Annotated in this window: 23 protein-coding genes and 1 pseudogene; 12 read left to right on the forward strand and 12 right to left on the reverse strand. The window is 71.0% G+C overall.

Annotation, left to right across the window (positions count from 1 at the left end; all coding sequences use genetic code 11):
• The first annotated feature begins 7 nt into the window (after positions 1–7).
• The 3 genes from EWH70_RS26235 to EWH70_RS26245 all read left to right on the forward strand — a co-directional run bounded on the left by EWH70_RS26235 (position 8) and on the right by EWH70_RS26245 (position 2,241).
• Entirely contained in the window at positions 8–868 is an 861-nt protein-coding gene (locus tag EWH70_RS26235) for a TIGR03620 family F420-dependent LLM class oxidoreductase (RefSeq protein WP_130478196.1), read from the forward strand.
• Between the two features lie 10 nt (positions 869–878).
• Positions 879–1,367 carry a hypothetical protein gene (locus tag EWH70_RS26240; RefSeq protein WP_130478197.1) on the forward strand — a complete coding sequence of 163 codons (489 nt, stop codon included), beginning with the start codon at positions 879–881 and terminating at the stop codon, positions 1,365–1,367.
• A 118-nt stretch (positions 1,368–1,485) separates the two neighbouring features.
• A complete protein-coding gene (locus EWH70_RS26245; protein ID WP_130478198.1) occupies positions 1,486–2,241 on the forward strand; it encodes a ZIP family metal transporter in 756 nt (251 codons plus the stop codon).
• A 54-nt stretch (positions 2,242–2,295) separates the two neighbouring features.
• Here the strand turns inward: EWH70_RS26245 and EWH70_RS26250 are convergent, their stop codons facing one another.
• From EWH70_RS26250 to EWH70_RS26260, 3 genes are read right to left on the reverse strand one after another with little or no spacing between them, the layout of a single operon-like run.
• Positions 2,296–3,204, reverse strand: a complete 909-nt coding sequence (locus EWH70_RS26250; protein WP_130478199.1) for an alpha/beta fold hydrolase — start codon at positions 3,202–3,204, stop codon at positions 2,296–2,298.
• 13 nt (positions 3,205–3,217) lie between these two features.
• Positions 3,218–4,645, reverse strand: a complete 1,428-nt coding sequence (locus EWH70_RS26255; RefSeq protein WP_130478200.1) for an amidase — start codon at positions 4,643–4,645, stop codon at positions 3,218–3,220.
• Positions 4,642–5,217 carry a TetR/AcrR family transcriptional regulator gene (locus tag EWH70_RS26260; protein WP_130478201.1) on the reverse strand — a complete coding sequence of 192 codons (576 nt, stop codon included), beginning with the start codon at positions 5,215–5,217 and terminating at the stop codon, positions 4,642–4,644. The genes EWH70_RS26255 and EWH70_RS26260 overlap by 4 nt, the downstream gene beginning before the upstream one ends.
• 416 nt (positions 5,218–5,633) lie before the next feature.
• Between EWH70_RS26260 and EWH70_RS26265 the strand changes: the two are divergent.
• Positions 5,634–5,954: pseudogene (locus EWH70_RS26265) on the forward strand (helix-turn-helix domain-containing protein); the annotation flags it as partial.
• Between the two features lie 70 nt (positions 5,955–6,024).
• On the opposite strand, the gene EWH70_RS26270 reads toward EWH70_RS26265, so the two are convergent.
• Genes EWH70_RS26270 through EWH70_RS26280 form a run of 3 tightly spaced genes read right to left on the reverse strand, consistent with a single transcriptional unit; the run spans position 6,025 to position 8,280 of the window.
• Positions 6,025–6,681 carry a response regulator gene (locus EWH70_RS26270; RefSeq protein WP_130478202.1) on the reverse strand — a complete coding sequence of 219 codons (657 nt, stop codon included), beginning with the start codon at positions 6,679–6,681 and terminating at the stop codon, positions 6,025–6,027.
• Positions 6,678–7,784: a sensor histidine kinase gene (locus tag EWH70_RS26275; RefSeq protein ID WP_240687240.1), complete on the reverse strand. Its 1,107-nt coding sequence runs from the start codon at positions 7,782–7,784 to the stop codon at positions 6,678–6,680. Before EWH70_RS26275 ends, EWH70_RS26270 begins: the two co-directional genes overlap by 4 nt.
• 16 nt (positions 7,785–7,800) lie before the next feature.
• Positions 7,801–8,280 carry a metal transporter gene (locus tag EWH70_RS26280; RefSeq protein ID WP_130478204.1) on the reverse strand — a complete coding sequence of 160 codons (480 nt, stop codon included), beginning with the start codon at positions 8,278–8,280 and terminating at the stop codon, positions 7,801–7,803.
• A gap of 120 nt (positions 8,281–8,400) precedes the next feature.
• Here EWH70_RS26280 and EWH70_RS26285 point away from each other — a divergent pair, with 120 nt between their 5' ends.
• From EWH70_RS26285 to EWH70_RS26310, 6 genes are all read left to right on the forward strand, one after another.
• On the forward strand, positions 8,401–9,516 hold the full coding sequence (locus tag EWH70_RS26285) for an alpha/beta hydrolase family protein (protein WP_130478205.1): 1,116 nt from the start codon (positions 8,401–8,403) through the stop codon (positions 9,514–9,516).
• A gap of 14 nt (positions 9,517–9,530) precedes the next feature.
• A complete protein-coding gene (locus tag EWH70_RS26290) occupies positions 9,531–10,367 on the forward strand; it encodes an ABC transporter ATP-binding protein (protein WP_130478206.1) in 837 nt (278 codons plus the stop codon).
• 5 nt (positions 10,368–10,372) lie between these two features.
• Positions 10,373–11,386, forward strand: a complete 1,014-nt coding sequence (locus EWH70_RS26295; RefSeq protein WP_240687241.1) for an ABC transporter permease subunit — start codon at positions 10,373–10,375, stop codon at positions 11,384–11,386.
• A 115-nt stretch (positions 11,387–11,501) separates the two neighbouring features.
• Positions 11,502–13,898 (forward strand): HAD-IC family P-type ATPase, encoded by a 2,397-nt coding sequence (locus EWH70_RS26300; protein WP_130478208.1) that lies wholly within the window; start codon positions 11,502–11,504, stop codon positions 13,896–13,898.
• Between the two features lie 210 nt (positions 13,899–14,108).
• The gene (locus EWH70_RS26305) at positions 14,109–14,297 is read left to right on the forward strand and encodes a nuclear transport factor 2 family protein (RefSeq protein ID WP_130478209.1); all 189 of its coding nucleotides are present in this window, start codon (positions 14,109–14,111) and stop codon (positions 14,295–14,297) included.
• A gap of 85 nt (positions 14,298–14,382) precedes the next feature.
• Positions 14,383–15,159, forward strand: a complete 777-nt coding sequence (locus EWH70_RS26310; protein ID WP_240687242.1) for a Long-chain-fatty-acid--CoA ligase — start codon at positions 14,383–14,385, stop codon at positions 15,157–15,159.
• A gap of 41 nt (positions 15,160–15,200) precedes the next feature.
• Here the strand turns inward: EWH70_RS26310 and EWH70_RS26315 are convergent, their stop codons facing one another.
• The 6 genes from EWH70_RS26315 to EWH70_RS26340 form a co-directional block, all read right to left on the reverse strand.
• Positions 15,201–16,604: a GH1 family beta-glucosidase gene (locus tag EWH70_RS26315; RefSeq protein ID WP_130478210.1), complete on the reverse strand. Its 1,404-nt coding sequence runs from the start codon at positions 16,602–16,604 to the stop codon at positions 15,201–15,203.
• Positions 16,605–16,607: 3 nt separating this feature from the next.
• On the reverse strand, positions 16,608–17,432 hold the full coding sequence (locus tag EWH70_RS26320) for a carbohydrate ABC transporter permease (protein ID WP_130478211.1): 825 nt from the start codon (positions 17,430–17,432) through the stop codon (positions 16,608–16,610).
• Positions 17,429–18,361, reverse strand: coding sequence for a carbohydrate ABC transporter permease (locus EWH70_RS26325; protein WP_130478212.1), 933 nt, complete (start codon positions 18,359–18,361; stop codon positions 17,429–17,431). Before EWH70_RS26325 ends, EWH70_RS26320 begins: the two co-directional genes overlap by 4 nt.
• 6 nt (positions 18,362–18,367) lie before the next feature.
• Positions 18,368–19,699 (reverse strand): ABC transporter substrate-binding protein, encoded by a 1,332-nt coding sequence (locus tag EWH70_RS26330; protein ID WP_420809093.1) that lies wholly within the window; start codon positions 19,697–19,699, stop codon positions 18,368–18,370.
• A gap of 111 nt (positions 19,700–19,810) precedes the next feature.
• Positions 19,811–20,833 carry a LacI family DNA-binding transcriptional regulator gene (locus EWH70_RS26335; RefSeq protein ID WP_130478213.1) on the reverse strand — a complete coding sequence of 341 codons (1,023 nt, stop codon included), beginning with the start codon at positions 20,831–20,833 and terminating at the stop codon, positions 19,811–19,813.
• A 71-nt stretch (positions 20,834–20,904) separates the two neighbouring features.
• Entirely contained in the window at positions 20,905–21,936 is a 1,032-nt protein-coding gene (locus EWH70_RS26340) for a LacI family DNA-binding transcriptional regulator (protein ID WP_420809094.1), read from the reverse strand.
• 194 nt (positions 21,937–22,130) lie between these two features.
• On the opposite strand from EWH70_RS26340, the gene araB reads away from it, so the two are divergent.
• Together araB and EWH70_RS26350 are read left to right on the forward strand one after the other, a co-directional pair.
• Positions 22,131–23,786: a ribulokinase gene (araB, locus tag EWH70_RS26345; protein ID WP_130478277.1), complete on the forward strand. Its 1,656-nt coding sequence runs from the start codon at positions 22,131–22,133 to the stop codon at positions 23,784–23,786.
• Positions 23,787–24,464, forward strand: coding sequence for an L-ribulose-5-phosphate 4-epimerase (locus EWH70_RS26350; RefSeq protein WP_130478214.1), 678 nt, complete (start codon positions 23,787–23,789; stop codon positions 24,462–24,464).
• Positions 24,465–24,468 lie beyond the last annotated feature (4 nt).

Raw genomic sequence — 24,468 nt, forward strand, 5'->3', positions numbered from 1 at the left:
TCCAGGCATGACAGTCGACCTCGGCCTGCTCGGCGCCCATCTGCGTGAGCATCAGGTGAACCCGGAAGTGGCGGCGGAAATGGAGCGGGCCGGATACGGCACGCTGTGGCTGGACGCCTCCCCGGCGGCCGACCTCGCCCTCGCGGAGCGGCTGCTCGACGTGACCACCCGGCTGGCCGTCGCGACGAGCGCGGTGAACGTCTGGACCGCCGACGCGGACACGGTCGCCGCCGCGTACCACCGGATCGAAGCCAAGCATCCCGGCCGGTTCCTGCTCGGGGTCGGGATCGGCCACCGCGAGGTTCACGCCGAGTACGCCTCACCGTACGACACGCTGGCGTCCTATCTGGACAGACTGGCCGGTGCGGGGGTCCCGGCCGGCCGCACGGTGGTGGCCGCGCTCGGGCCGAGGATGTTGCGCCTGGCCCGGGACCGCACCGCGGGAGCCGTTCCGTGCATGGTGCCTCCGGCGCACACCCGGCGGGCACGCTCGATCCTCGGCGCGGGCAGACTGCTGCTGCCCGGGCATTTCGCGCTCGCCGAGCCCGACGCCGGACGGGCTCGCGCGGTCGCCCGGTCCGCACCGCCGGGAACAGCACTGCGGGTCACCAACTACGCGAACAACCTCAGGCGGCTCGGCTTCACCGAGGACGACCTCTCCGGCGCGGGCAGCGACCGCCTCATCGACGCGCTCGTCGCCCACGGCGACCCGGCCACCACCGCGACGCGGCTGCTGGCCCACCGGGACGCCGGCGCGGACCACGTCGGCGTCTACCCCCTCGGTGACGACCCGGTCGGAACCCTTCGCACGGTCGCCGAAGCGGTGCCGCTTCCGGCTCGCCGGGTTACCGCGGACCGTTCCGGGTAACACCGGGGGCATGGACACGTTGCTCGGGATCTACCTCAACGACCAGCTGGCCATGGGACTGGTATGGCGTGAGCTGGCGCGCCGGGCCGCCCGCAACAACCGCGACACCGGGTTCGAGGCACCGTTGCGGGAGGTGGCGTCGGCGATCGCGGAGGACGTGGAAACCTACCGGGACATCATGCGCGCGGTGGCGGTGCGGGTGAACCCGGTCAAGGCAGGCGCCGCGGTCGTCGCCGAACGGCTGGGCCGGTTGAAGCCGAACGGCCGGCTGACCTCGTACTCGCCGTTGAGCCGGTTCTGGGAACTCGAGGCCCTGGTCATGGGGATCGAGGGCAAGAAGGTCCTGTGGACCACCCTGCGCGACGCGGCGGGGCTGGGTGCGCGGTTGCCCGAGGTGGACTTCGACCGGCTCATCACGCGTGCGGACCGGCAGCGTTCGCTGCTGGAGCCGGCACGGCTGCGCGCCGGCGAGGAGGCCTTCGCGGCTGCGGGCCGCTGACCGGCGCCCGGCCGTTGTCACCCGTGCAGGTGGTGGTTCCCGGGGGTGAAGCCGCGCCCGTGGCTGCCCGCGAGCGGAGGCTCTAGATTCGACGCAGCTGGCGAGGAGGCGGTGTGTCGTGCCGGAGGTACTGGTCGCCGGAGGCTGGGGACTGCTGGCCGGTTCCGCTCTGGTCGTCGGTGCTCTCGCCGGCTACCTCGCCCGGATCCCTGGCGTGGTCGTCGCGGGGGTGATGGCCTTCGGCAGCGGCGTGCTGCTGTCCGCGGTGTCGTTCGAGTTGATCGCCGAGGCCCACGAACGCGGTGGCCTGCTGCCGACCGCCGGGGGAGCGGTGGCCGGCGCCGTCGTGTACACGCTGGCGAACATCGCCCTGGCCCGCAGGGGCGCCCGCCATCGCAAGCGGTCCGGTGACCAGCAGCCCTCCGAATCCGAGCAGTCCGGTTCCGGAACCGCGATCGCGCTGGGGGCGCTGCTGGACGGGGTGCCCGAGTCGATCGTGATCGGCGCCAGCCTGCTCGGCGGTGGCGGGGTCAGCGTCGTCACGGTGGCCGCGGTGTTCGTCAGCAACGTCCCGGAAGGGCTGTCGAGCGCGTCCGGGATGCGCAACGCCGGCCGGAGCCGCCGGTACGTCTTCACCCTGTGGGGCGGCATCGCGGTGGCGAGCGCGCTGGCGGCGATGGCGGGCTACGGCGTGCTCGGCGGCGCGCCCGGCGAGGTCCTCGCGGCGATCACCGCACTCGCGGGCGGTGCGATCCTGGCCATGGTCGCCGACACCATGATCCCCGAGGCGTTCTCCGACGCCCGGCTGTGGACCGGGCTGATCACCGTCACCGGCTTCCTGACCGCCTTCTGGCTGTCCAGTCTCCAGGCGTGAGGGCCAGCGGCTACCTCGGCGGCGTGGTGCCGGCCATGCCGACCCGGCCGCGAGTCACTCCAGGACGGCGAGCAGGTCGACGATCGCGTCCCGGACGGCGTTCGGGTGTTCCTGCGGAATGGCGTGCCCGATGCCCTCGACGACGATGACGTCGCCTCGCGGGACGGCGGCCATGAGTTCGGCCGCCGTCCGGTTGAACAGCGGGCGGACCTTGGCGGTGCCCCGGTCCAGGCGCCCGGCCTGCAGGCAGACGGTCGGCACGTCGGGTGTCCCGGCGGCCTGGAGGCGGCGCAGCAGCGGCAGGCTGGGCACGATCTGCCTGGCCTCCCGCCTGCCCGCCCGCATGGCCCGGACGCACGCGTGGTCGCGCAGCAGGATGGCGCGGTCCTCTGCGCTGATGTCCGGGGAGAACCCCTGGGGCAGGGTCGCCCGCTCGATCAGCCGGGTCGCACCGATCCTCGCCAGCCCCGCGTGGAGCCGGAACGAGGCCGCGACCACGCGCGCGAGCGCGGGGGACATGACCTCGGCGAGCGTCGCGTCGACGAAAACCAGGCCGGCGACGCGCCGCGGATGGTGGTGGGCGAAAGTCCGCAGGATCGGCCCGCCCCAGCTGTGGCCGACGAGGACCACGGGTTCGGTCTCGCCCAGCGCGTCGAGCAGGGCGGCCAGGTCGCCTGCGAGGTGGTCGAGTGAGCGGTCGTCGTCGGCGTCATCGCTGCCGCCGTAGCCGGCGCGGTCGTAGCTGAGCGTGCGGGCGCGCTCGCTGATCTGCCGCTGGGTGTGCACCCATTCCGCGGCGGGCGCGCTCATGCCTGCCTCGAAGACGACGAGCGGACCGGGTGCGTCACCGGCCACGACCGCACGCAGGCGCCGTCCGCCGGGAAGCTCGACCAGCCGCTCGGTCAGGCCGGCGCCCGGGTCGAGCCGCGGGGGCACGCCGCGGGGGAATCCGTTGACTGCCATGATGATCGGCCTTTCACTGGTGCCAGCAGGGCGGGTGGGCGTCGGCCCACAGGCCGGCGCGTTCGAGCTGGGCGGCGAGCGCGAGCAGCGGGCCGTCGTGCCGGGGACGCCCGACGAGCTGCACCCCGACGGGCAGCCCGCCGCTGTCCTGGTGCGACGGGAGCGCGACGGCCGGGGCCCCGGTGAAGTTCGCCCACGGCGTGTGACAGGACCAGGCCAGCATCCGGTCGGGAACCTGCTCGACACCGTCCGAGAGATAGTGGCCGATCGGCACGGCCGGACCGTTGGTCGTCGGCGTCAGTGCGACGTCGAACCCGGCGAGTGCGTCGAGGAAGGTGCTGGCGTACTGGGCGAGGGCCGCCTGCCCGAGTTCGACGTCGGTGCCGGAGCGCGTCCGGCCGGCCGCGAGCAGATACCGCGTGTACGGCATGAGCAGGTCCTGTCGCCCGGGCGGGACGAGAGCGGGAACCATGGCCGCGGTGCGCACCTCGAACCACAGCACGATCGCCCGCCGCACCGGCTCGGTGTAGCGGGCCGGGATCGGGATCTCCTGTACGTCGTGCCCGAGTTCGCGGAGCAGGTTCGCGGCGCGCTCGGCGGCCCGGACCGCCTCCGGATGCGGGTCGATCCCGTCCATCCCGGTCTCTGTCCACATCGCGATCCGCAGCCCCCCGGACGGGCTGCGCCGGATCGTGTCGGCGAAGCTCTGCCCGGGATGCCAGCCGTGCAGATCGCCCGGCCACGGCTGAGCCATGACGTCCAGCAGCAAGGCCGCGTCGGGCACCGTACGCGCGATCGGTGTCTCGATGCCGGGGCTGAAGAAGGACGTCACCGGGGCCAGGCTCACCAGTCCCCGGCTCGGCTTCACCGCGACGAGATGGCAGGTGGCGGCAGGCGTCCGGCCCGAGCCGGCACCGTCGCTTCCGTGCGCGACGGGCAGCATCCCGGCCGCCACGGCGGTGGCCGCACCGCCGCTGGAGCCGCTCGAGTACCGGCTCGGGTCGTACGGCGTGACCGCGGGCCGGCCGGTGACGTTGTTCTCGGTGAAACAGGTGACGCCGAACTCCGGCACGTTGGTCTTGCCGACGACGACCGCGCCGGCCCGCCGCAGCAGCCCCACGGTCCACGCGTCCTGGGCGGGCACGTGGTCGTCGAGCGCGGCCGAGCCCGACGTGGTCCGGATACCCGCGGTCGCGTTGAGGTCCTTGATACCGAGGGGCAGCCCGAGCAGCGGTGACCGGTCGCCGCGGGCGAGCAGCCGATCGGCGCGGGCGGCTTCGCCGATGGCGAGTTCCGGGGTGACGGTGACGAAGGCGCCGAGCGCGCCGTCGAGTTCGCCGATGCGGGTCAGGTAGTGCCGCGTCAGTTCGAGCGAGGAGATCTCCCCGCTGCGTAACGCACGCAGCTGCTCGGCCGCGGACAGTTCGTGTGGCTCGGTCATGGGACGACCAGCGTCCTGGTGAGCAACCGGTACGCGGACAGCGCGATGAGGTCGAGATCCTCGGACGTGATCGGCCGCCGCGCGATCATCTGGCGGTGCATCAGCGGACCCTCCAGCAGATCACCGGGAAGGTACGGATTGACCGGCTCGGTGATCTCACCGCGTCGCACGGCACGGTCGATCGCCGCCGCGAGAATCCGCCGCCTCCTGCTCGCCATGGCCTGGAACGCCGCGTCGGCCTCGGGGTCGCGGCGCAGGTCTGCCAGCAGGCCCAGCAGCCCGTCCATCCACGGCGCCGACCACGACGTCGCCAGGCCGTCCAGGTTCGCCCGCAGATCGTGGTAGAGCGAGCCGGTGTCCGTCTCCGGGATCGGCGGCAGATGCTGGGCCAGCGCCGCCGTGACCAGTTGTGCCTTGGTCTGCCATCGCCGGTAGACGTCGCTGCGGTGGGCGTTCGCCTCGGCAGCGACCCGGGCCATGGTGAGCGCGTCGTAGCCGGAACTGGTCAGCAGCAGCCATGTCGCGGAGAGCAGCCGCTGCTCGAGTTCCGGATCGCGTGGGCGTCCTGCCATGGCACCGTCCCTAGTTACGCATCAGCTTGTAGCGATATACGCTAGCCCGACGGTGCTGCGACGGCAAGCACGTCTTTCGTGTTCGCACCGAATATCGGGGTCCCAGGTGGACTCGCGCCCATCACGGTCAGCGCGACAGGGTGTCGTCGAAAACCGGGACGGCATCGCTGGCCCCGGCTGGCAGCGGCGGCGGATGGAGAACTTCCTCAACATCGTTGCCGGCGGTCCGGACCCCGGCCCCTGCATGGCTTCTACAGCGATGGCTTCCCGAACAACCTTCTGACCCGCGGCATCTAGTTGTACTGACCACGGAGGTTGAGTCTGGGGCGACACGGGATCGGATGATCTTGGTATGAGGGAGGGCCTCCGAGTTCGGTGTGGATTGCGACGTCTACCCCGAACCGCCGGAGGCCCTCATGCCCCACCGTAATGCTCCGTTGACCGAGGCGGGCAGGCTGCGCCTGGCTCGCTGTGTCGTTGAGGACGGGTGGTCACCCGGACGTGCCGCGGAGCGGTTCCAGGTCGCGGTCACCACAGCCCGACGCTGGGCCCAGCGGTATCGCGCCGAGGGCGAGGCGGGTATGGCCGACCGGTCCAGCCGCCCGCACCACAGCCCGCGACGGACCCCGACCCGCACCGAACGACGGATCATCAAACTCCGCGTGGTGCGCCGTTGGGGACCAGCGCGTATCGCCGGCCTGCTGGGCCTGCACGCCTCTACTGTGCATCGCGTCCTGCCGGTATCGGCCAGCCGGTCGGCTGGAAGCACCCGCCGACAGGACGGGCACGAACCAGCGGCTCGGCTGGCTAGTCCTGCATGACGCGGTTTTCCCATGCCCAGGCGGCGATCCCGACCCGGTTGCGTACCCCGAGTTTCGTCTGGATCCCGGACAGGTGGCTCTTGACGGTGCTCAGCGAGATGAACAGCCCGGCGGCGATCTCGGCGTTGGTGAGGCCCCTGGCGATGGCCCGGACGACCTCGAGTTCCCGTTTGGACAGTGGCCGGGCCGGTGCGCCGGCGGCCGGTTCCGCGTGGGTTTCGGTCAGGTGGCGGAGCAGCCGCATGGTGATCGACGGGGAGACCAGGGAGTCGCCGGCGTTCGCCGCCCGGACGGCTTCGGCGAGCAGGGCGGGGCCGGCGTCCTTGAGGACGAAGCCTGCCGCGCCGCCGCGGAGTGCGCCGTAGACGTACTCGTCGAGGTCGAAGGTGGTGACAACGACCACCCGCAGCGGGTCCCGCACGCCGGGGCCGGCCAGCGCCCTGGTGACCTCGATGCCGTCGAGGCGGGGCATGCGGATGTCCACGAGGCACACGTCCGGGCGAATCCGGCGGGCCAGCTCGACCGCCTCGACGCCGTCCGACGCTTCCGCGACCACGCTGATGTCGGGCTCGCCGGACAGGACGAGCCGCAGGCCGCTGCGGACCATGGCCTGGTCGTCGGCCAGCAGCACGCTGATCGTCACCGGCGCTCCTCGATGGGCAGGGTCGCGTGCACCGTCCAGCCGGCGCCGGTGCGGGGACCGGCCCGCAGTGTGCCACCGAGCGCCTCGACGCGTTCACGCATGCCGACCAGGCCGTATCCGCCGCGGCGGTGGTACCTGGCCGGGGCCGGCGGGGCGTCGTCGGTCACCGCGACGGTGACGGCGTGCCGGTCCTGGGTGACCTCGACGGTGACCGAGCCCGCGTGCGCGGCGTGCCGGGCGATGTTGGTCAGCGACTCCTGGACGATCCGGTAGACGGTGCTGGTCACCTCTTGCGGCCAGCCGGGTTCGCCATCGGGCAGCCACAGCTTCACCGGTGGACCGGTGAAGCGGGCGACCAGTTCGCCGAGCTGCTCCGGTCCGGGGGTGGCGGGTGCCGCGTCCTCGGCGTCACGCAGCAGGCCGACGACGCGGCGCATCGCGGTCAGCGCTTCGGAGCTGGCGGTCTCGATGCCGTCCAGCGACTCGTCGAGCTGGTCCGGGTCCCTGCGCCGGACGATCCGGGCGGCCTGTGCGTGGAGCACGATGCCGGTGATGTGGTGGGCGACGATGTCGTGCAGTTCCCTGGCCAGCTCCAGCCGCTCGTCGCGGCGTACCTGTTCGGCCACCACGCGACGGCGGAGGTCGAGCAGCCGCAGGCCAAGCCCGGTCCCGATGGCGGCGAGCCAGGCCATGCTGTTCAGCACCGCGACGGTCGTGCCCGTGCCGGTGAGCCAGGTGCCGGCGACCACGGCGAGCCCGCCGGCCGCGGCAGCGACCGCCCACGGAGGCGGGAGGGTTCTGGTCGCGGAGCCGACGAGCACGGACAGGCCCAACGCCGTGGCGGGGCTGGGCTCGGCGGGAAGATGGCCGATCTGGGCGACGAGAACGGTGATGGCCGCGATGCCCAGTCCCGCGGCCACGGCCCAGACCCGGTGCCGGGCGGTCACGGCGAGTCCGGCCACGACAGCTCCGGTGACGCAGCCGAACACCCAGTAACCACCGCCCCAGGTGTCCGCGATCGCGTACGCCGTGACGGCGAGCACCGCGGCGAACACGACACCGAGAACGGCGTTGACCGCGATGCCGACCGGACGGTCTCGCATGGACAGGGTGTTCAGGTTAAGCATCCTTCCCGCCGGCCAGCCGTGGCCACAACCCGATCACGAGTGCGGCGAGCCAGCCGACACTGTTCAGCATCGCCACGGCCGTGGCGCCGTCGGTGAGCCAGGTGCCGGCAACTATGGCAAGGCCGCCGGCCGCGACGGCGGTGGCCCCGGGGGCGCCGAGGGTTCTGATCGCGGAGCCGACGAGGACGGACAGGCCCAGCGCCGTGCCGGGGCCTGGCTCGGCCGGAAGCCCGGCGACCGAGGCGACCGGGATCGCGGTCGCCGCGACCACCAGGCCCGCCGGCGCCGCCCACATCCGGTGCCGCCACGTCATGGCGAGCACACACACCACCGCTCCCGTGGTGCAGCCGAACACCCAGTAGCCGCCGCCCCAGCTGTCCGCGAGCAGGTACGCCGTGACGGCGAGCGCCATGGCGAACACGACACCCATACCGACGTCGACGGGCCGGGTGGCGATCTTCGCGCTGTTCATGCGGGTCAGGCTAGGAAGCATCGTCCACGCGGAGAATCGGTCAAAAGTACGGTAGTCGCGGGCATGAACCGTTCTTCTGTCCGATGAGGGCACCGCGGGCAGCCGCACAGGATGAGCCCCATGCCATTTCACGTCCTGCGTCGCGGCCTGGCCGTCGCGACCGTGCTGCTCACCGCCGGGATCGCCGCTCCACGCGCGGCCGCGGCCGAGACCGCCGCGCCGTACCTGCCAGCGCCCACCGGTGCGCACCCGGTCGGCACCACATCCCTGTACCTGAAGGACGTTTCCCGCCCAGATCCCTGGGTGCCTTCGGCGAACGCGCGGGAGGTGATGGTCTCCCTCTGGTACCCGGCGACGTCAGCGGGATCGCAGCGGGCGCGGTACCTGACACCGAAGGAGTCGGAGCTGCTCCTGACCAGCTCGGAGATCACCAGCGTGCCGCCGGACATCCTGAGCAGGACCCGGACCAACGCGTACACCGATGCGGAGCCGGCGGGCGGCAGGCGGCCGCTCGTGGTGCTCTCGCCTGGGTTCCCCTGGCCGCGCAGCTCGCTCACCGCGCTGGCCGAGGAACTCGCGAGCCACGGTCACCTGGTGGCCGCGATCGACCACACCTACGAGAACCACGGCATGACCTTCCCCGACGGGCGGGTCGTCACCTGCGCCGCGTGCGGGCGGCCCGATGCCGGCGACTTCGAGAAGACGGTCGTGCAGAGCCGGGCACGTGACGTCCCCTTCGTGCTCGACGAACTGACCAGGAAATATCCGACGCGGATCGACCGGTCCCGGATCGCGATGGCGGGTATGTCCATGGGCGGCGCGAGCGTCGGCGAGACCATGCTGGCCGACCCGCGGGTGCGGGCCGGGATCAACCTCGACGGCAGGATGTTCAAGGACCTGCCCGGGAGCGGCCTGTCGCGGCCGTTCCTGATATTCGGCGCCGAAGGTGCCGAAGCCTCCTGGGACCGCAACTGGCCACACCTGACCGGGTGGAAGCGGCGGCTCACGGTGGCCGGGTCGATACACCCGTCCTTCACCGACTACGACATGTTGACCCGGCAGATCGGCGTCCCCTTCGGCGGCAAGCTCGCGGGAACCCGCTCCGTGGAGATCACCCGCCGCTACGTCCGCGCCTTCCTCGACCTGCACCTGCGCGGCGGACCACAGCCCCTGCTGGACCGGCCGTCGCGGCGGTACCCCGAAGTCAGGTTCTGCGCACCGGAGACCTGCCGATGAGAAAGGAACCGCCGATGACTCCGGTGCTGCGAGCCGACAACCTGACCAAGCGGTACGGCAAGCGCGCGGCCCTGACCGGCTGCACGCTGAGTGTTCCCCGTGGCCGGGTCATCGGCCTGGTCGGTCCCAACGGGGCAGGCAAGTCCACCCTGCTGCAGCTGGCCTGTGGGCTGATCACACCGACCGCGGGCACGCTCACCGTGCTCGGATCCCGGCCCGCCGCGAACGCGACCCATCTGGCCAAGGTCGGCTTCGTCGCCCAGGACACCCCCGTCTACGCCTCGCTGACCGTCGCCGACCACCTCCGCATGGGCGCCCGGCTCAACCCGTCCTGGGACGCGGACCTCGCGCACAGGCGGCTCGCGGAGACCGGCCTGGATCCCACCCAGAAGGCCGGCCGGCTCTCCGGCGGGCAGCGCGCCCAGCTCGCCATGACCGTCGCCGCCGCGAAACGGCCGGAGCTGCTCATCTTCGACGAACCGGCGGCCGCCCTCGATCCGCTGGCGCGCAAAGGGTTCCTGCAGAACCTGGTGGCGTTCATCGCCGAGCTCGGCGCCAGCGCCGTGCTTTCCTCGCACCTTCTCGCCGACGTCGAACGGGTCTGCGACTACCTCATCGTGCTGTGCGCATCCCGCATCCAGCTCGCCGGCGACGTCAACCACCTGCTCGCCACCCACCACCGCCTGGTCACACACGGCGGGCTACCACCGGGGGTCGAGGTCATCTCCACCGAACACGGCACCGCGATCGTCCGGGCCGACGGTCCACTTCCCGCCGGCCCATGGAGGGTCGAGCCCATCCGGCTCGAGGAACTGGTTCTGGGCTACCTGACCCGGGCGGCCGCGCGATGATCTGGATGAGCTGGCGGCAGTTCCGTGCCCAGGCACTGGTCGCCGCGGCGGGCCTGGTCGTGATCGCGGCCGGACTGGTCGTCCTGGGAATGGACATCCGCGACACCTACGACAGCTATCTCGCGCGGTGCCAGGGCGACTGTGCCGACGCGATGAGACAGTTCACGAACGAGTACCGGAACCTGCTCCTGTTCCTCGACGCCGGGTTCATCCTCGTCCCCGGACTGCTCGGGATGTTCTGGGGCGCGCCACTGGTCGCGCGGGAACTGGAGAGCGGCACACACCGGCTGGTGTGGAACCAGAGCGTCCCCCGGCGCCGGTGGCTGGTGGTCAAGCTGCTGTTCGCCGGGCTGGCCGCGATGGCCGCGGCCGGCGTGGTCAGCCTTCTGCTGACGTGGGCGGCCGGCCCGGCCGACCAGATGGCGAACGACCGGTTCGAGGCCATCGTGTTCAGCGCACGCCACGTCGCACCCGTTGCCTACGCGGCCTTCGCCGTCGTGCTCGGCGCGGTCATCGGGCTGCTGATCCGCCGCACCCTGCCGGCCATGGCCCTCACCCTCCTGGTCTTCATCGCGATCCAGGTCGCGGTGCCGAACCTGGTGCGCCCGTATCTGATGCCGCCGATCACCATCTCGACACCGATGACCAGCGAGGCGATCAACGAGCTACGCAACCTCGGCGGCCTGACGGACCGGCCGACGATCGGCGGCCTGACCATTCCGGACGCCTGGGTGACCGACACCAGCGAACTGCTCACCGCCGACGGCCGGCCACTCGACGTCGCCCAGTTCAACAAATGCATCGAGCCGGGCGGGTCCCACGATTCGCGGCGGGAGGGCGGCGGGACGTTCGGCGCGGCGGCACAGTGCCTCGGCGACCTCGACCTGCACGTCACAGCGTCCTACCAACCGAACCACCGCTACTGGCCGTTCCAGTGGCTCGAGTCGGCGATCTACCTCACCCTCAGTGCCCTGCTCGCGGTACTCGGCAGATGGCGGATCCAGCGCCGTATCACCTAGTGACCTGCACCGGAAGTCCGGAGCACAAGTCGGCGGGTCCAGGTTTCCGCTGGCAAGGCCCCTCGCCGGGGCGCCCGTGCGTCACGCGGTGTGCCGAGACGCATAGAGTCGCGGTATGCCGGGCGCTGAGCGGGTTGACATGGACGTGTGGCGGGGGCTGACCGCGGAGGAGGTGTCGCTGCGGGTCGCCGAGGGCAGGACCAACGACGTGCCGAGCCGGGCGAGCCGGAGTGCCTGGGACATCGTCCGGGGCAACGTGTTCACCCGGATCAACGCGCTGCTGGGCATCCTGTTCCTGATCATTCTGTCCACGGGCTACCTGCTGGACGGGCTGTTCGGCCTGCTCATCGTGGCGAACAGCCTGACCGGCATGGTGCAGGAACTGCGGGCGAAGCGGACCCTGGACCAGCTGTCCATCGTCGGGCAGGCGAAGCCGAGGGTCCGCCGGGACGGCGAGAGCCGGGAGGTCGCGCCGAACGAGGTGGTGGCCGACGACGTCATCGAGATGGGCGCGGGCGACCAGATCGTGGTCGATGGCGAGGCGCTCGCGGGCGAGGCACTGGAGGTGGACGAGTCGCTGCTGACCGGCGAGTCGGACCCGATCGTGAAGCAACCGGGTGACGCGGTGCTGTCCGGTAGTTTCGTGGTCGCCGGTACCGGCGTCTACCGGGCCACCAGGGTGGGGCGTGAGGCGTACGCGGCGCAGCTCGCCGAGGAGGCGAGCAAGTTCACCCTGGTCAACTCCGAGCTGCGTAACGGCATCGACAAGATCCTCAAGCTCATCACCTATCTGCTGATCCCCGCGGGTGCGCTGTCGATCTACAACCAGCTCTCCGGAAACCAGGAGTTGCCCGAGGCGCTGCGTGGCATGGTGGCGGCGTTGGTGCCGATGGTGCCGGAGGGACTTGTACTGCTCACCTCGATCGCGTTCGCGGTCGGCGTGATCCGGCTCGGTAAGCGGCAGTGCCTGGTCAACGAACTGCCGGCGATCGAGGGACTGGCCCGGGTGGACGTGGTGTGCGCCGACAAGACGGGCACGCTCACCGAGAACGCGATGCGGGTGGCCGAGGTGCGTTCCCTCGGCGACGGGCAGCGTAGTCCCGAGCAGGTGCTGGCGGCGCTGGCGGCTGCCGACGAGCGGCCGAACGCGAGTCTGCAGGCGATCGCCGAGGCCTGTCCGGACGCCCCCGGGTGGCGGGTCACGGCGGTGGCGCCGTTCTCCTCGGCGCGCAAGTGGAGCGGCGCGAGCTTCGCAGGCGAGGGCAACTGGGTGCTCGGCGCGCCGGACGTGCTGCTGGCCGCCGGCAGCGCGGAGCGCGCCGAGGCCGAGCGGATCGGCTCGGCGGGTCTGCGGGTGCTGCTGCTCGGCCACAGCGAACACCCCGTCGACGCGCCGGATGCGCCTGGCGAGGTCACCCCGGCGGCGCTGGTCGTGCTGGAGCAGCGGATCCGTCCGGACGCCAGGGACACCCTGGACTACTTCGCCGCGCAGGATGTGACGGTGAAGGTGATCTCCGGGGACAACGCGGTCTCGGTCGGCGCGGTCGCGAGAACGCTGGAACTGCCCCAGGCCGGCAATCCGGTGGACGCGCGGACGCTGCCGGAGGACCGCGAACAGCTGGCGGAAACCCTGCGGACCGCTTCGGTGTTCGGCCGGGTCACCCCCGCGCAGAAGCGGTCGATGGTCGGTGCGCTGCAGTCACGGGGGCACACCGTGGCGATGACCGGTGACGGCGTGAACGACGTACTCGCGCTCAAGGACGCCGACATCGGCGTGGCGATGGGAGCGGGCAGCCCGGCGACCCGGTCGGTGGCGCAGATCGTGTTGCTGGACAACAAGTTCGCCACTCTGCCGCACGTGGTGGGCGAGGGCAGGCGGGTGATCGGCAACATCGAGCGGGTCGCCAACCTGTTTCTCACCAAGACGGTGTACTCGGTGCTGCTGGCGCTGCTGGTCGGGATTCCGGGGCTGATCGGCTTCGACGCACTGCCGTACCCGTTCCTGCCCCGCCACGTGACGATCGTCGGCTGGTTCACCATCGGCGTGCCGGCGTTCGTGCTGTCCCTGGCGCCGAACAACGAACGGGCGCGAACGGGATTCGTCGGCAGAGTGATGCGGATGGCGATCCCGGCGGGGATCGTGATCTCGGTGGCGAGTTTCGTGTCGTACCTGCTCGTCTACGACGGCCACCTGTCCAGCCAGACCGAGCAGGTGCAGGCCAGCACGACGGCCCTGATCACCCTGATCGCCATCGCACTCTGGGTGCTCGCCATCGTCGCCCGTCCCTACACCTGGTGGCGCCTGGCGCTGCTGGCGGTCATGGTCGCGCTGTCCGCCCTGATGTTCGTGGTACCGCTGACCCAGGAGCTGTTCCTGCTCGACCCCGGCAACACCGCGTTCACCCTCACCGGCCTCACCTGCGCCGCCGTCGGCATCGCCCTGGTCGAACTGGCCCACCGCCTGACGAGCAAGCGCCGGACCCCGCTGAACGCACCGGCGCACGTGGCCTGATCCTCGGTTGACTGGCGTCAGGGTGGGTGTGGCATGCCCAGGTACCGTACGGCCTGGTTGTGTCGTCGTGTGGTGCCGATCATGGAGAAAACACCATGATCGGATAAATGGACGATGAAGCACACTAGGCGCGGCTTCGGTGCGATCGCCATCGCGAGCGGTCTGGTACTCGGGAGCACGAGCACCGCGGCCGCGACCAGGCAAGCGCCCGTGAAGACGACGGGTGACGTGGTCGTCGCCCAGTTCACCGGTGACGCTGTGGCTCTGGACGGGCTGCCTTACCGCAACGATTACTGCTGGGTCCTCACCTTCCGCCGGGGCCTGGTTGTCCGAGCGCACGCCTATCTGGACATGGTGGCGGTCGGTGAGCTTGTCGACAGGGTAGGCCGGCCGTCGTGATCCTGGGGTTGCTGACCTCGGCCAAATGAGTTGCCGGGACGACCGGTGCAGGCAAAGATGTCGCTGCTCCGATGCAAGGTCGAGGATGGGCGGGATCGTGTTTGTCGTGAACTTGGCTGAACGGCCGGATCTACTGGAGCCGGCGCTCGCGCTGGGTGACATCGGGGCCGAGTTCATGCGGCACGACCAGATCGGTGCGCTGACAAGGGCTCGCCGGCTCGCCGCCCGCTGGCCCGAGTACTTCCTGGTCGTTCTCGACGGCGACGTTCCTGTCGCCCGGGCGGTGAGCGTGCCGCTCGTCTTTCCCGACGCCGAGCGGCCGGAGCTCCCGGATCAGGGCTGGGACGGGATCATCATCTGGGCGATCGAGGACGCACTGGATGAACGACCCCCGACGTGTGTGGCGGCGCTCGACGTGCAGGTCGCCAGTGACCGGCGAGGCGAAGGGATCGCCGCGCAAGCGCTGACGTTCCTGCGGCAGTCGGTTCGCGAGCGTGGTCTGAGCCGGCTTGTCATCCCGGTTCGCCCGACGACGAAGGATCAGCTCCCGTCGTTGCCGATGGAGCGGTTTCTCGCCAGGCGGCGTCCGGACGGGGCATCGGCCGACCCGTGGGTTCGTGTTCATGAACGTCTGGGCGGGCAATTCGTCAAGGTGGCGCCGTTTTCCATGACCATCGTCGGCTCTCTCGCCCAGTGGCAGTCGTGGACAGGCAGCTCGCTGGATGACGGGGCGAACGTGGTCGACGGCGCTTTGGTGCCGGTGCTGGCGTCGACGGAGTTGGATGTCGGTGTCTATGTGGAACCGAACGTCTGGATGGAGCACGCGGTTGGCCGGCCGGAAGCAGCTGATGATGGGTCATGAGTCCGATCTGTCACGTTCGTTGCGGGGAAGCTGACAGAGTGTTAGCGGGTCCGCAGGCCGTTGTTCCTGATGACGGCCGCGTACTGGCGTGCGCTCAGTTTCGGTGTCCGGCGCTGGGTCGGGTAGTCGATGTGAACGAGGCCGAACCGTTTGGCGTAGCCCTCGGCCCATTCGAAGTTGTCCAGCAGTGACCAGTAGAAGTAGCCACGCAGGTCGACGCCGCGGGTGATGGCCTCGTGTGCCGCCGCCAGATGGCTCAGCAGGAAGTTCACCCGGTCGTGGTCGTCGACCGCGCCGTCGGGGCCGACCACGTCGGGGTAGGCGGCGCCGTTCTCGGTGACGTACAGCGGCAGCCCCGGGTAGCGGTGGTGCAGGTCGAGCAGCAGCGCGGTGAGCTGGCCGGGGTTGGTCTCCCAGCCGGAGTCGGTGCGCGGCAGCCCGCGGGCGGGGAAGGAGGTGTGCTCGGCGCCGACCCACTCCGAGGGCGGGCCGGAGTTCTCGTCGGGGTGCCCGGACACGTGGTGGTCGCGGTAGTAGTTGACGCCCAGCATGTCCAGCGGGGCGGCGATGGTGGCCAGGTCGTCCGCGCCGATCAGCTCGCCGAGCCCGTAGGGGGCGAGGTCGGCCAGTACGTCCGCGGGGTAGTGCCCGCGCAGCAGCGGTTCGAGGAAGATCCGGTTCTGCAGGCCGTCCACCCGTCGCGCGGCCTCGACGTCGGCGGGGTCGGCGGGGTCGGCCGGGTGCACGGGGAACAGGTTGAGCGTGATGCCCGCGGTGTGCCTGCCGTGGGCCCGGATCGCCTGCGTGGCCAGGCCGTGCCCGAGCAGCAGGTGGTGGGTGGCGGCGACGGCCGCGGCCGGCTCGGTGCGTCCCGGTGCGTGCCTGCCGGAGGCGTAGCCGGCGAAGGCGGTGCACCACGGCTCGTTCAGCGTCGTCCAGGTGTGCACCCGGTCGGCGAGGGCGCCTGCGACGGCGTCGGCGTAGTCGGCGAACCGGTACGCCGTCTCCCGTGCCGCCCAGCCGCCCCGGTCCTCCAGCGACTGCGGCAGATCCCAGTGGTAGAGCGTCGGCCACGGGGTGATGCCGTGTTCCAGCAGGGTGTCCACGAGGCGCCGGTAGAAGTCCAGTCCGGCCTGATTCGGTGCCGACGGGTCGGTGCCGATCCGGGGCCAGGCGACCGAGAACCGGTAGGCACCCAGCCCCAGCTCCGCCATCAGGGCGACGTCGGACTCCATGCGACGGTAGTGGTCGGCTGCCGGTTCCCCGGTGTCGCCGCCGCGGACGGCACCGGGGCGGGCGCAGAAGGTGTCCCAGATGGACGGAACCCGCCCGTCGGCGGCGACGGAGCCCTCCACCTGGAACGCCGCCGTCGCCGCGCCCCACAGGAAACCCTCGGGGAAGCGCAGCGCCGGCCCGGTGGCGAGTTCACGGGGAATGGTCGACATGGATCACCCTTTCACAGCACCCTGCATGATCCCGGCCACGATCTGGCGGCCGAGGAGAAGGAAGACGATCAAGATGGGAATGGTCGCCAGCGTCGTGCCGGCCAGGACCAGCGAGTAGTCGACGTAGTAGCCGCTCTGCAGCTTCTCCAGCGCCAGCTGGACGGTCGGGTTGCCCGCGTCCAGCACGATCAGCGGCCAGAGGAAGTCGTTCCACGACGTCATGAACGTGAACATCGCCAGCACCGCCGCCGCGGGCCGGACCGCGGGAAGGCAGACGTGCCAGAAGATGCGGATCATGCTGCACCCGTCGATCCTGGCGGCCTCGATCAGCTCGTACGGCAGTGCGTCCACTGTGTACTGACGCATCCAGAACACGCCGAAGGCGGTGACCAGGTTCGGCACGATGACCGCGGCCAGCCCGCCTGCCCAGCCGAGTTCGGACATGGCGATGAACAGCGGGATCACGCCGAGCTGGGTCGGCACGGCCAGCGTCACCACGATGAACACGAACAGTGGATCACGGCCGCGGAAGCGCAGCTTGGCGAACGCGAACCCGGCCAGCGCGGAGAACAGCACGGTGGTCAGCGTGACCGTGCCCGCCACGACGACGCTGTTGCCCAGCGCCTTCCAGAACGGCACCGAGTCGAACACCCTGGCCGCGTTGGCGAGGAAGTTCCCGCCGGGCAGCAGCGGCGGCACGCCCTCGGCGAGGATGCCGCTGTCCCTGCTGGCGACCAGGAACGACCAGTAGAAGGGAAACAGCGACCCCAGCACGAACGCGATCAGCGTGGCGTAGCCGAAGAACCCGGGCCGGCCGCGTGCCCTCATCGTGGACCTCCGCCGGTGCCGGCGAGGCGGCGGGTGATCAGGAAGTTGACGAACGCGAACACCAGGATGATCACGAACAGCACCCAGGCGATCGCCGAGGCGTACCCGAGTTCGAAGTTCTCGAAGCCGGACTGGTACAGGTACAGCGTCACGGTCTGGAACTGGCTGGTGGAACCGCCGTTGTTCGAGCCCTGCATGGTGTCGAACAGCTTGGGTTCGGTGAAGATCTGCAGGCCGCCGATGGTCGAGGTGATCACCACGAAGATCAGCGTCGGCCGCAGCAGCGGCAGCGTGACGCTGACGAACCGGCGCACCGGTCCCGCGCCGTCGACGACGGCGGCCTCGTTGATCTCCTTCGGGATGGCCTGCATGGCCGCGAGCACGATCAGCGCGTTGTAGCCGGTCCACCGCCAGTTGACCATCACGGCGATCGCCAGGTGACTGGCGAACCGGTCGGCCTGCCAGTCGACCCGGTCCAGCCCGAGCAGTTCGAGTACCGAGTTGACCAGCCCGTACTGCGGGCCGAACAGGTTGGCGAAGATGATGCCGAGCGCGACCAGGCTGGCGGCGTAGGGCAGCAGGATCCCCACCCGCCAGCCCGTCGGGCCGCGCAGCCTGGTGTTGAGCAGTGCGGCCAGCAGCACGGCGATGACGATCTGCGGGCCGCTGGACAGCACGAAGATCGACAGGGTGTTGACCAGTGCGTTCCAGAACCGGTCGTCACCGAAGAGGCGGACGTAGTTGCCGAATCCGGCGAAGCCGGGCTGGTCGTCGCCGATCTCCCAGTCGAACAGCGACACGTAGCCGGTGTAGAGCAGGGGAAACAACCCGACCAGGCCGAACACCAGGAAGAACGGCGCGATGTAGAGATAGGGCGAGATCTTGACGTCCCATGTGGACAGTCGCTGGCGGAGGGTCGGCCTGGCCATCTGGGGTTACCGGACGATGGTCTTCGCCGTGGTGACCAGTTGCTGCCAGCCCGCCTCCGGCGAGGTGCCCTGCTCGACGGCCTGCAGTGCGGGAGCCGCGGCGTTCTCCTGGATCTGACCGTCACCGGGGCCCTTGTACTGCGGCTGCTTGACCTTGCGGGCCTGGGCGACGAACAGTTCGCCGATCCGGGCGCCGCCGAAGTACGGGTCGGTCTGGCCGAGCAGCTGCGGGGACTCCAGCGCCTTGGTCTGGCTGGGGAAGTTGCCCTTCGCCACGAACGCCTTGAGCTGCTGCTCGGGCGCGGTCAGCCAGGCAGCCAGCTCGGCCGCCTCCTTCGGGTGCTTGCTCTGGGTGGGCACGGTCAGGTACGAGCCGCCCCAGTTGCCGCCGCCACCGGGGAAGGCGTCGGTGACGGCCCACTTGCCGGCGTTCTCCGGGCCGCTGTGCTCCTTGATCACCCCGAGCATCCAGGCCGGGCAGACCTTGGTGGCGAACGCGCCCTGCTTGAACCCGGTGTTCCACTCGTTGCTGAACGGGCTGAGTTTGGCGGACTGCCCCTGCGTGACCGCCGCGGTGACCTGGTTCCAGCTGTCGCGGATGGCGGCGTTGTTCTCCAGGGTCAGCTTGTCGTCCCGGCCGACGTAGCCCAGTTCGAGCTGGTTGACCATGGAGTTGAAGTTCTGCGAGGCGGAGTCGAACCACGCCTTGCCGCCGGAGCGGGCGACGTAGTCGCGGCCCGCGGCGAAATAGGACTCCCAGGTGGCGAACAGCGGCTTCACGCTCTGCGGGTCCGCCGGCATGCCGGCGGCCTCCAGCAGGTCCTTGCGGTAGCACATGGCCAGCGGGCCGCTGTCGGTGCCGTAACCGATCAGCTTGCCGTCCTTGCTCCTGGCCGCCTCGTACTTCCACGGCAGCCACCGGTCGGCCGTGACGCCGGCCGGGCCGATCTGGGACAGGTCGTTGAACCGGGACGCCTTGTCCAGCACGTTGGACAGGTGGCCCTCCTCGACCGCCTCGATGTCGGCCAGGCCGGAACCGGCGCCGAGCTTGGCGATGAGGTTCTGGTGGTGCGGGCCGCCCTTGCCGGTCTTGCGGTGGGTGATCTTGATGCCGGGGTGGGCTGACTCGTACTCGCGCAGCAGGTCCTCGTAGCCGAACTCGGTGAAGGTGGCGATGGTCAGCTCGATCGGCCCGGACTGCCCGGCCGGCTGTTCCCCGCCGGAGGCGCCGCAGGCGCCGGCGAGCAGCCCCGCGGCCGCCAGCAGTGCGCCGAGTGCGAGGCGGTGTCGTCGGTGTCGTCCTGGTCTGCCCGGTGTTCCCACTGATCGGTTTCGCACGTGAAGCCCCTCGGGTCGGAGACGGACTGTATGGGAGCGCTCCCAGATTGGGCGAGTCTGTCCCTCGGCCGGGTGAGTGTCAAGAAGCCGTTTCTGGAGCGTTACCAGCGCTCAGGCGGATTCGCGGACGACCAGCTCGGTGGGCAGCACGACCGGATCGAGGACGGTGCCCGGCTCGCGGATCCGCGCGACGAGCAGCCGCGCGAGCTCGCGGCCCATCCGCTGGACGGGCTGGCTGACGCTGGTCAGCGCGGGGTCGGTGTGCTGCGCGACCGCCGAGTCGTCGAAGCCGATCACCGCGACGTCGTCGGGTACCCGGCGGCCGGCGGCCCGCAACGCCCGCAGCGCGCCCGCGGCCATCAGGTCGCTCGCGGCGAACACGGCGTCGACCGCGGGATCGGCGGCGAGCAGCTCCCGCATCGCCACCTCGCCGCTGGCCTGCCCGAAGTCTCCCTGTGCCACCAGCCGGGCCCCGCCGCGCCTGCCGCGCAACGCCCGGCGGTAGCCCTCCAGCCGGTCGATGCCCGGTGCCATGTCCTGCGGGCCGGTGATCGTGGCGATCCGGCGCCTGCCCTGCCGGTGCAGGTACTCGGTCGCCGACTTCGCGCCGGCCAGGTTGTCCGCGTCGACGTAGGGCACGCCGCCCAGGTCGGAGATCGGCCGTCCGCCGAGGACCACCGGCGAACCCGCCGCCGCGAGGTTGCGCGGCAGCGGGTCGTCGCCGTGCAGCGAGATCAGGACGACGCCGTCGACGTGGCCGTTGCGGACCAGCTGCTCCACCCGGTCGTGCTGGCGGGCCGTGCTGGCCATCATCAGGTTGAGCTGCAGCGGAGTAGCCGACAGCTCCTGGCTGATGCCGCGCACGAGACTGCCGAAGAACGGCTCGCTGAACACCCTCGCCTCGGACTCGGACACCACCAGCAGCACCGTGTCGCTGCGCCGGGTCACCAGGCTGCGGGCAGCCTGGTTGGGCACGTACCCGAGCTTGCGGATCGCCTCCTGGACGGCCTTGAGCGCGCGCGGGCTGACCTCCAGGGATCCGTTGACCACGCGAGAAACCGTGCCGCGGGAGACACCGGCCTCCGCGGCCACCTGCTCCAGCGTGGGGCGCCTGGCGCGGCCCGTGCTCGTCATGCCGGCAAGCATACTGGGAACCCTCCCAGGAACGCGGCGGCGCGGTCCTGTGGCAGGTTCGGCGAGCCCGCTCAGCCCGCGTGGCGCGGGGTGCCCACCGTGCTCTGCCTGATGACCAGTTCGGCGGGCACGAGCGCGGCGGGCTCGGGCCGGGTGCCGTTGATCTGGTCCAGGAGCAGGTCGATGCTGCGTCGTCCGACGGTGTCGAAATCCTGGCGGACGGTGGTCAGCGGCGGGGTGAAGTAGGCGGATTCGGGGATGTCGTCGAACCCGGCGATGAGGACGTCGTGCGGGACCCGGACGCCGCGTTCGTGGAACGCGCGCAGCACGCCGAGGGCCATCTGGTCGTTGGCGACGAACACCGCACGCACGTCGGAGCGTTCGGCGAGCACCTGCCCCTGGGCGTAGCCGGAGGCCGGGCTCCAGTCGCCGCGCAGTAGTTCCGGCTCGGCGGCACCGGCGTCGCGCAGGACCGACCGCCAGCCGTCGACCCGGCTCTGCGCCTCCAGCCAGTCGGCGGGCCCGGCGACGTGCCAGACCGTGGGTGCTCCCTGGTCGAGCAGGTGCCGGGTGACCAGGCGGGCGCCCCCGGCCTGGTCGACGCACACGACCGGGCGGCCGTCGCCGTCGCCGCCCTCGACCACCACCATCGGCAGGCCGGACGGCGCGCCACGCAGTGCCTCGACCGTCGCGCGGCGCGGCGCGATGATGACGATTCCCTCGACGAACTGCCGGGAGAGCCGTTCCAGCGCTTGCTGGACGGCCTCGCCGTCGCGGTCCTTGGCGCTGGCGATGCTCACGAAGTAGCCGGCCCGCCGGGCGGCCTGCTCGATGCCGGACAGCGTGCTGGCCGGCCCGTACAGCGTGGTGTCGAAGCTGACCACGCCGATGACCTTCGACCGCCGGGTGACCAGCGTACGGGCGGCGGAGTTGGGCCGGTAGTCCAGTTCCTCGATGGCCGCGACCACGCGGGTCCTGGTCGCCCGTGACACCGAGGGGTGATCGTTGAGCACCCGCGACACCGTCTGGTGCGAGACCCCGGCGAGCCGTGCGACGTCCGCCATCACGGCGGGCCGCCGTGCCGGGCTGGTCTTCCGGTTCAATCCTGCCTCCGCGGTGACCTCCGTCTGGGAACGGATGTCAACGCTAACACCGCGCGGTGACTTCGGCTTTCCGACACTCTTGACCGCAGGGATGTTATCGCTAACATTGGCCACCACGTTCCATCCCGGCCGGACCTGTCCGGCCGGTCGATGTGAACGCTAACCCCGGACGGAAGGGATCGACGGTGTCAGCCATACCCGCGCAACCGCTGGTGGTGGGTGTCGACTTCGGCACGCTGTCCGGCCGCGCCGTCGTCGTCCGGGTCCGCGACGGCGCGGAACTCGGGACCGCGGTGTGGGAGTACCGGCACGGGGTGATCGACCGCAGGCTGCCCGCCACCGGCGAGTCCCTCCCGCCGGGCTGGGCACTGCAGGTGCCCGAGGACTACGTCGACGTGCTGGCCCACGCCGTGCCCGGCGCGATCCGCGCCGCCGGGGCCGATCCGGCGGACGTGGTCGGCATCGGCACCGACTTCACCGCCTGCACCATGGTTCCGGTCACCGCGGACGGCACGCCGCTGTGCGAGTTGCCGGAGTTCGCGGGCAACCCGCACGCCTACGTGAAGCTGTGGCGCCATCACGCGGCACAGCCGCAGGCCGACCGGATCAACGACCTGGCCCGGTCGCGCGGGGAGAGCTGGCTGGCCCGCTACGGCGGCATGATCTCCTCGGAGTGGGAGTTCGCCAAGGCGCTGCAGATCTTCGAGGAGGCTCCGGAGGTCTACGCCGCGATGCGGCACTGGGTCGAGCTGGCCGACTGGATCGTCTGGCGGCTCACCGGCCGTTACGTCCGCAACGCCTGCACCGCCGGGTACAAGGGAATCCTGCAGGACGGGCGGTATCCGAGCGCGGAGTTCCTCGGCGCACTGGCACCCGGGTTCGAGTCCTTTGTGGATACCAAGCTCGCCCATCCGCTCGGCGCGCTCGGCTCGCCCGCGGGCACGCTGACCGCCGGGGCCGCCGCGCTGACCGGGCTGCGGCCGGGGATCGCGGTCGCGGTCGGCAACGTCGACGCGCACGTCACCGCACCGGCCGCGCAGGCGGTGGAGCCGGGCCAGATGGTCGCCATCATGGGCACCTCGACCTGTCATGTCATGAACGGCGCGGCACTGCGTGAGGTGCCGGGCATGTGCGGGGTCGTCGACGGCGGCATCGTGGCAGGCCTGTGGGGTTACGAGGCCGGGCAGAGCGGCGTCGGCGACATCTTCGGCTGGTTCGCCGAACACGGCGTCCCGCCCGCCTACCACGACCGGGCCCGCGTCCGCGGCATCTCGGTGCACGAGCTGCTCACCGAGCTCGCGGCGCGGCAGCGGATCGGGGAGCACGGCCTGCTCGCGCTCGACTGGCACAGCGGCAACCGCTCGGTGCTGGTCGACCACGAACTGTCCGGGGTGATCGCCGGGCAGACGCTGGCCACCCGCGCCGAGGACACCTACCGGGCCCTGCTGGAGGCGACGGCGTTCGGCACCCGGATGATCATCGACGCCTTCACCGGCGCGGGGCTGCCGGTGACCGAGCTGATCATCGCAGGCGGGCTGCTCAAGAACCCGCTGCTGATGCAGATCTACGCCGACGTCACCGGGCTGCCGCTGTCGGTCATCGGATCGGCGCAGGGCCCGGCACTCGGCTCGGCCATCCACGCCGCGGTCGCCGCCGGGTGCTACGCCGACGTCGGTACCGCGGCGAAGGCGATGGGCTCGGTACACCGGGCCGCCTACCGGCCGGTGCCGGCCAACGTCGAGGCATACCAGGAGCTCTACGCGGACTACGTCGCGCTGCACGACCACTTCGGCCGCGGTGGCGACGACGTGCTGCACCGGCTGGCGGCGCGGCGGAAGGGACGGCCGTAGATGTCACTCACCGACGAGATCGCCACCACCGTGGCGCAGCTGCGCCGCACCGTCGCCGACCTGCACGGCGAACTGACCCGCAACGAGCTGGTGATCTGGACGGCGGGCAACGTGTCCGCGCGGGTACCGGGCCGCGACCTGATGGTCATCAAGCCGTCCGGCGTCGCCTACGACGAGCTGTCCGCCGACTCGATGGTGGTGACCGACCTGCACGGCTCACTGGTGCACGGCGAGTTCGCGCCGTCCTCGGACACCGCGGCACACGCCTACGTCTACCGGCACATGCCCGAGGTCGGGGGAGTGGTGCACACCCACTCGACCTACGCCACCGCGTGGGCGGCGCGCGGGGAGCCGATCCCGTGCGTGCTCACCATGATCGCCGACGAGTTCGGCGGCGACATCCCGGTCGGGCCGTTCGCGCTCATCGGCGACGACTCGATCGGCCGCGGCATCGTCGAGACCCTGCGGTCCAGCCGCTCGCCCGCGGTGCTGATGCGCAACCACGGGCCGTTCACCGTCGGGCGGACGGCACGCGACGCGGTGAAGGCGGCGGTGATGGTGGAGGACGTGGCCCGCACCGTCCACATCGCACACCAGCTCGGCCGGCCGCCCGCGCTGGCCGCCGACGACGTGGACCGCCTCTACGCCCGCTACCAGAACGTCTACGGCCAGCAATGAGGGA

This window comes from Amycolatopsis suaedae, assembly GCF_004214935.1.
GTDB lineage: Bacteria > Actinomycetota > Actinomycetes > Mycobacteriales > Pseudonocardiaceae > Amycolatopsis > Amycolatopsis suaedae.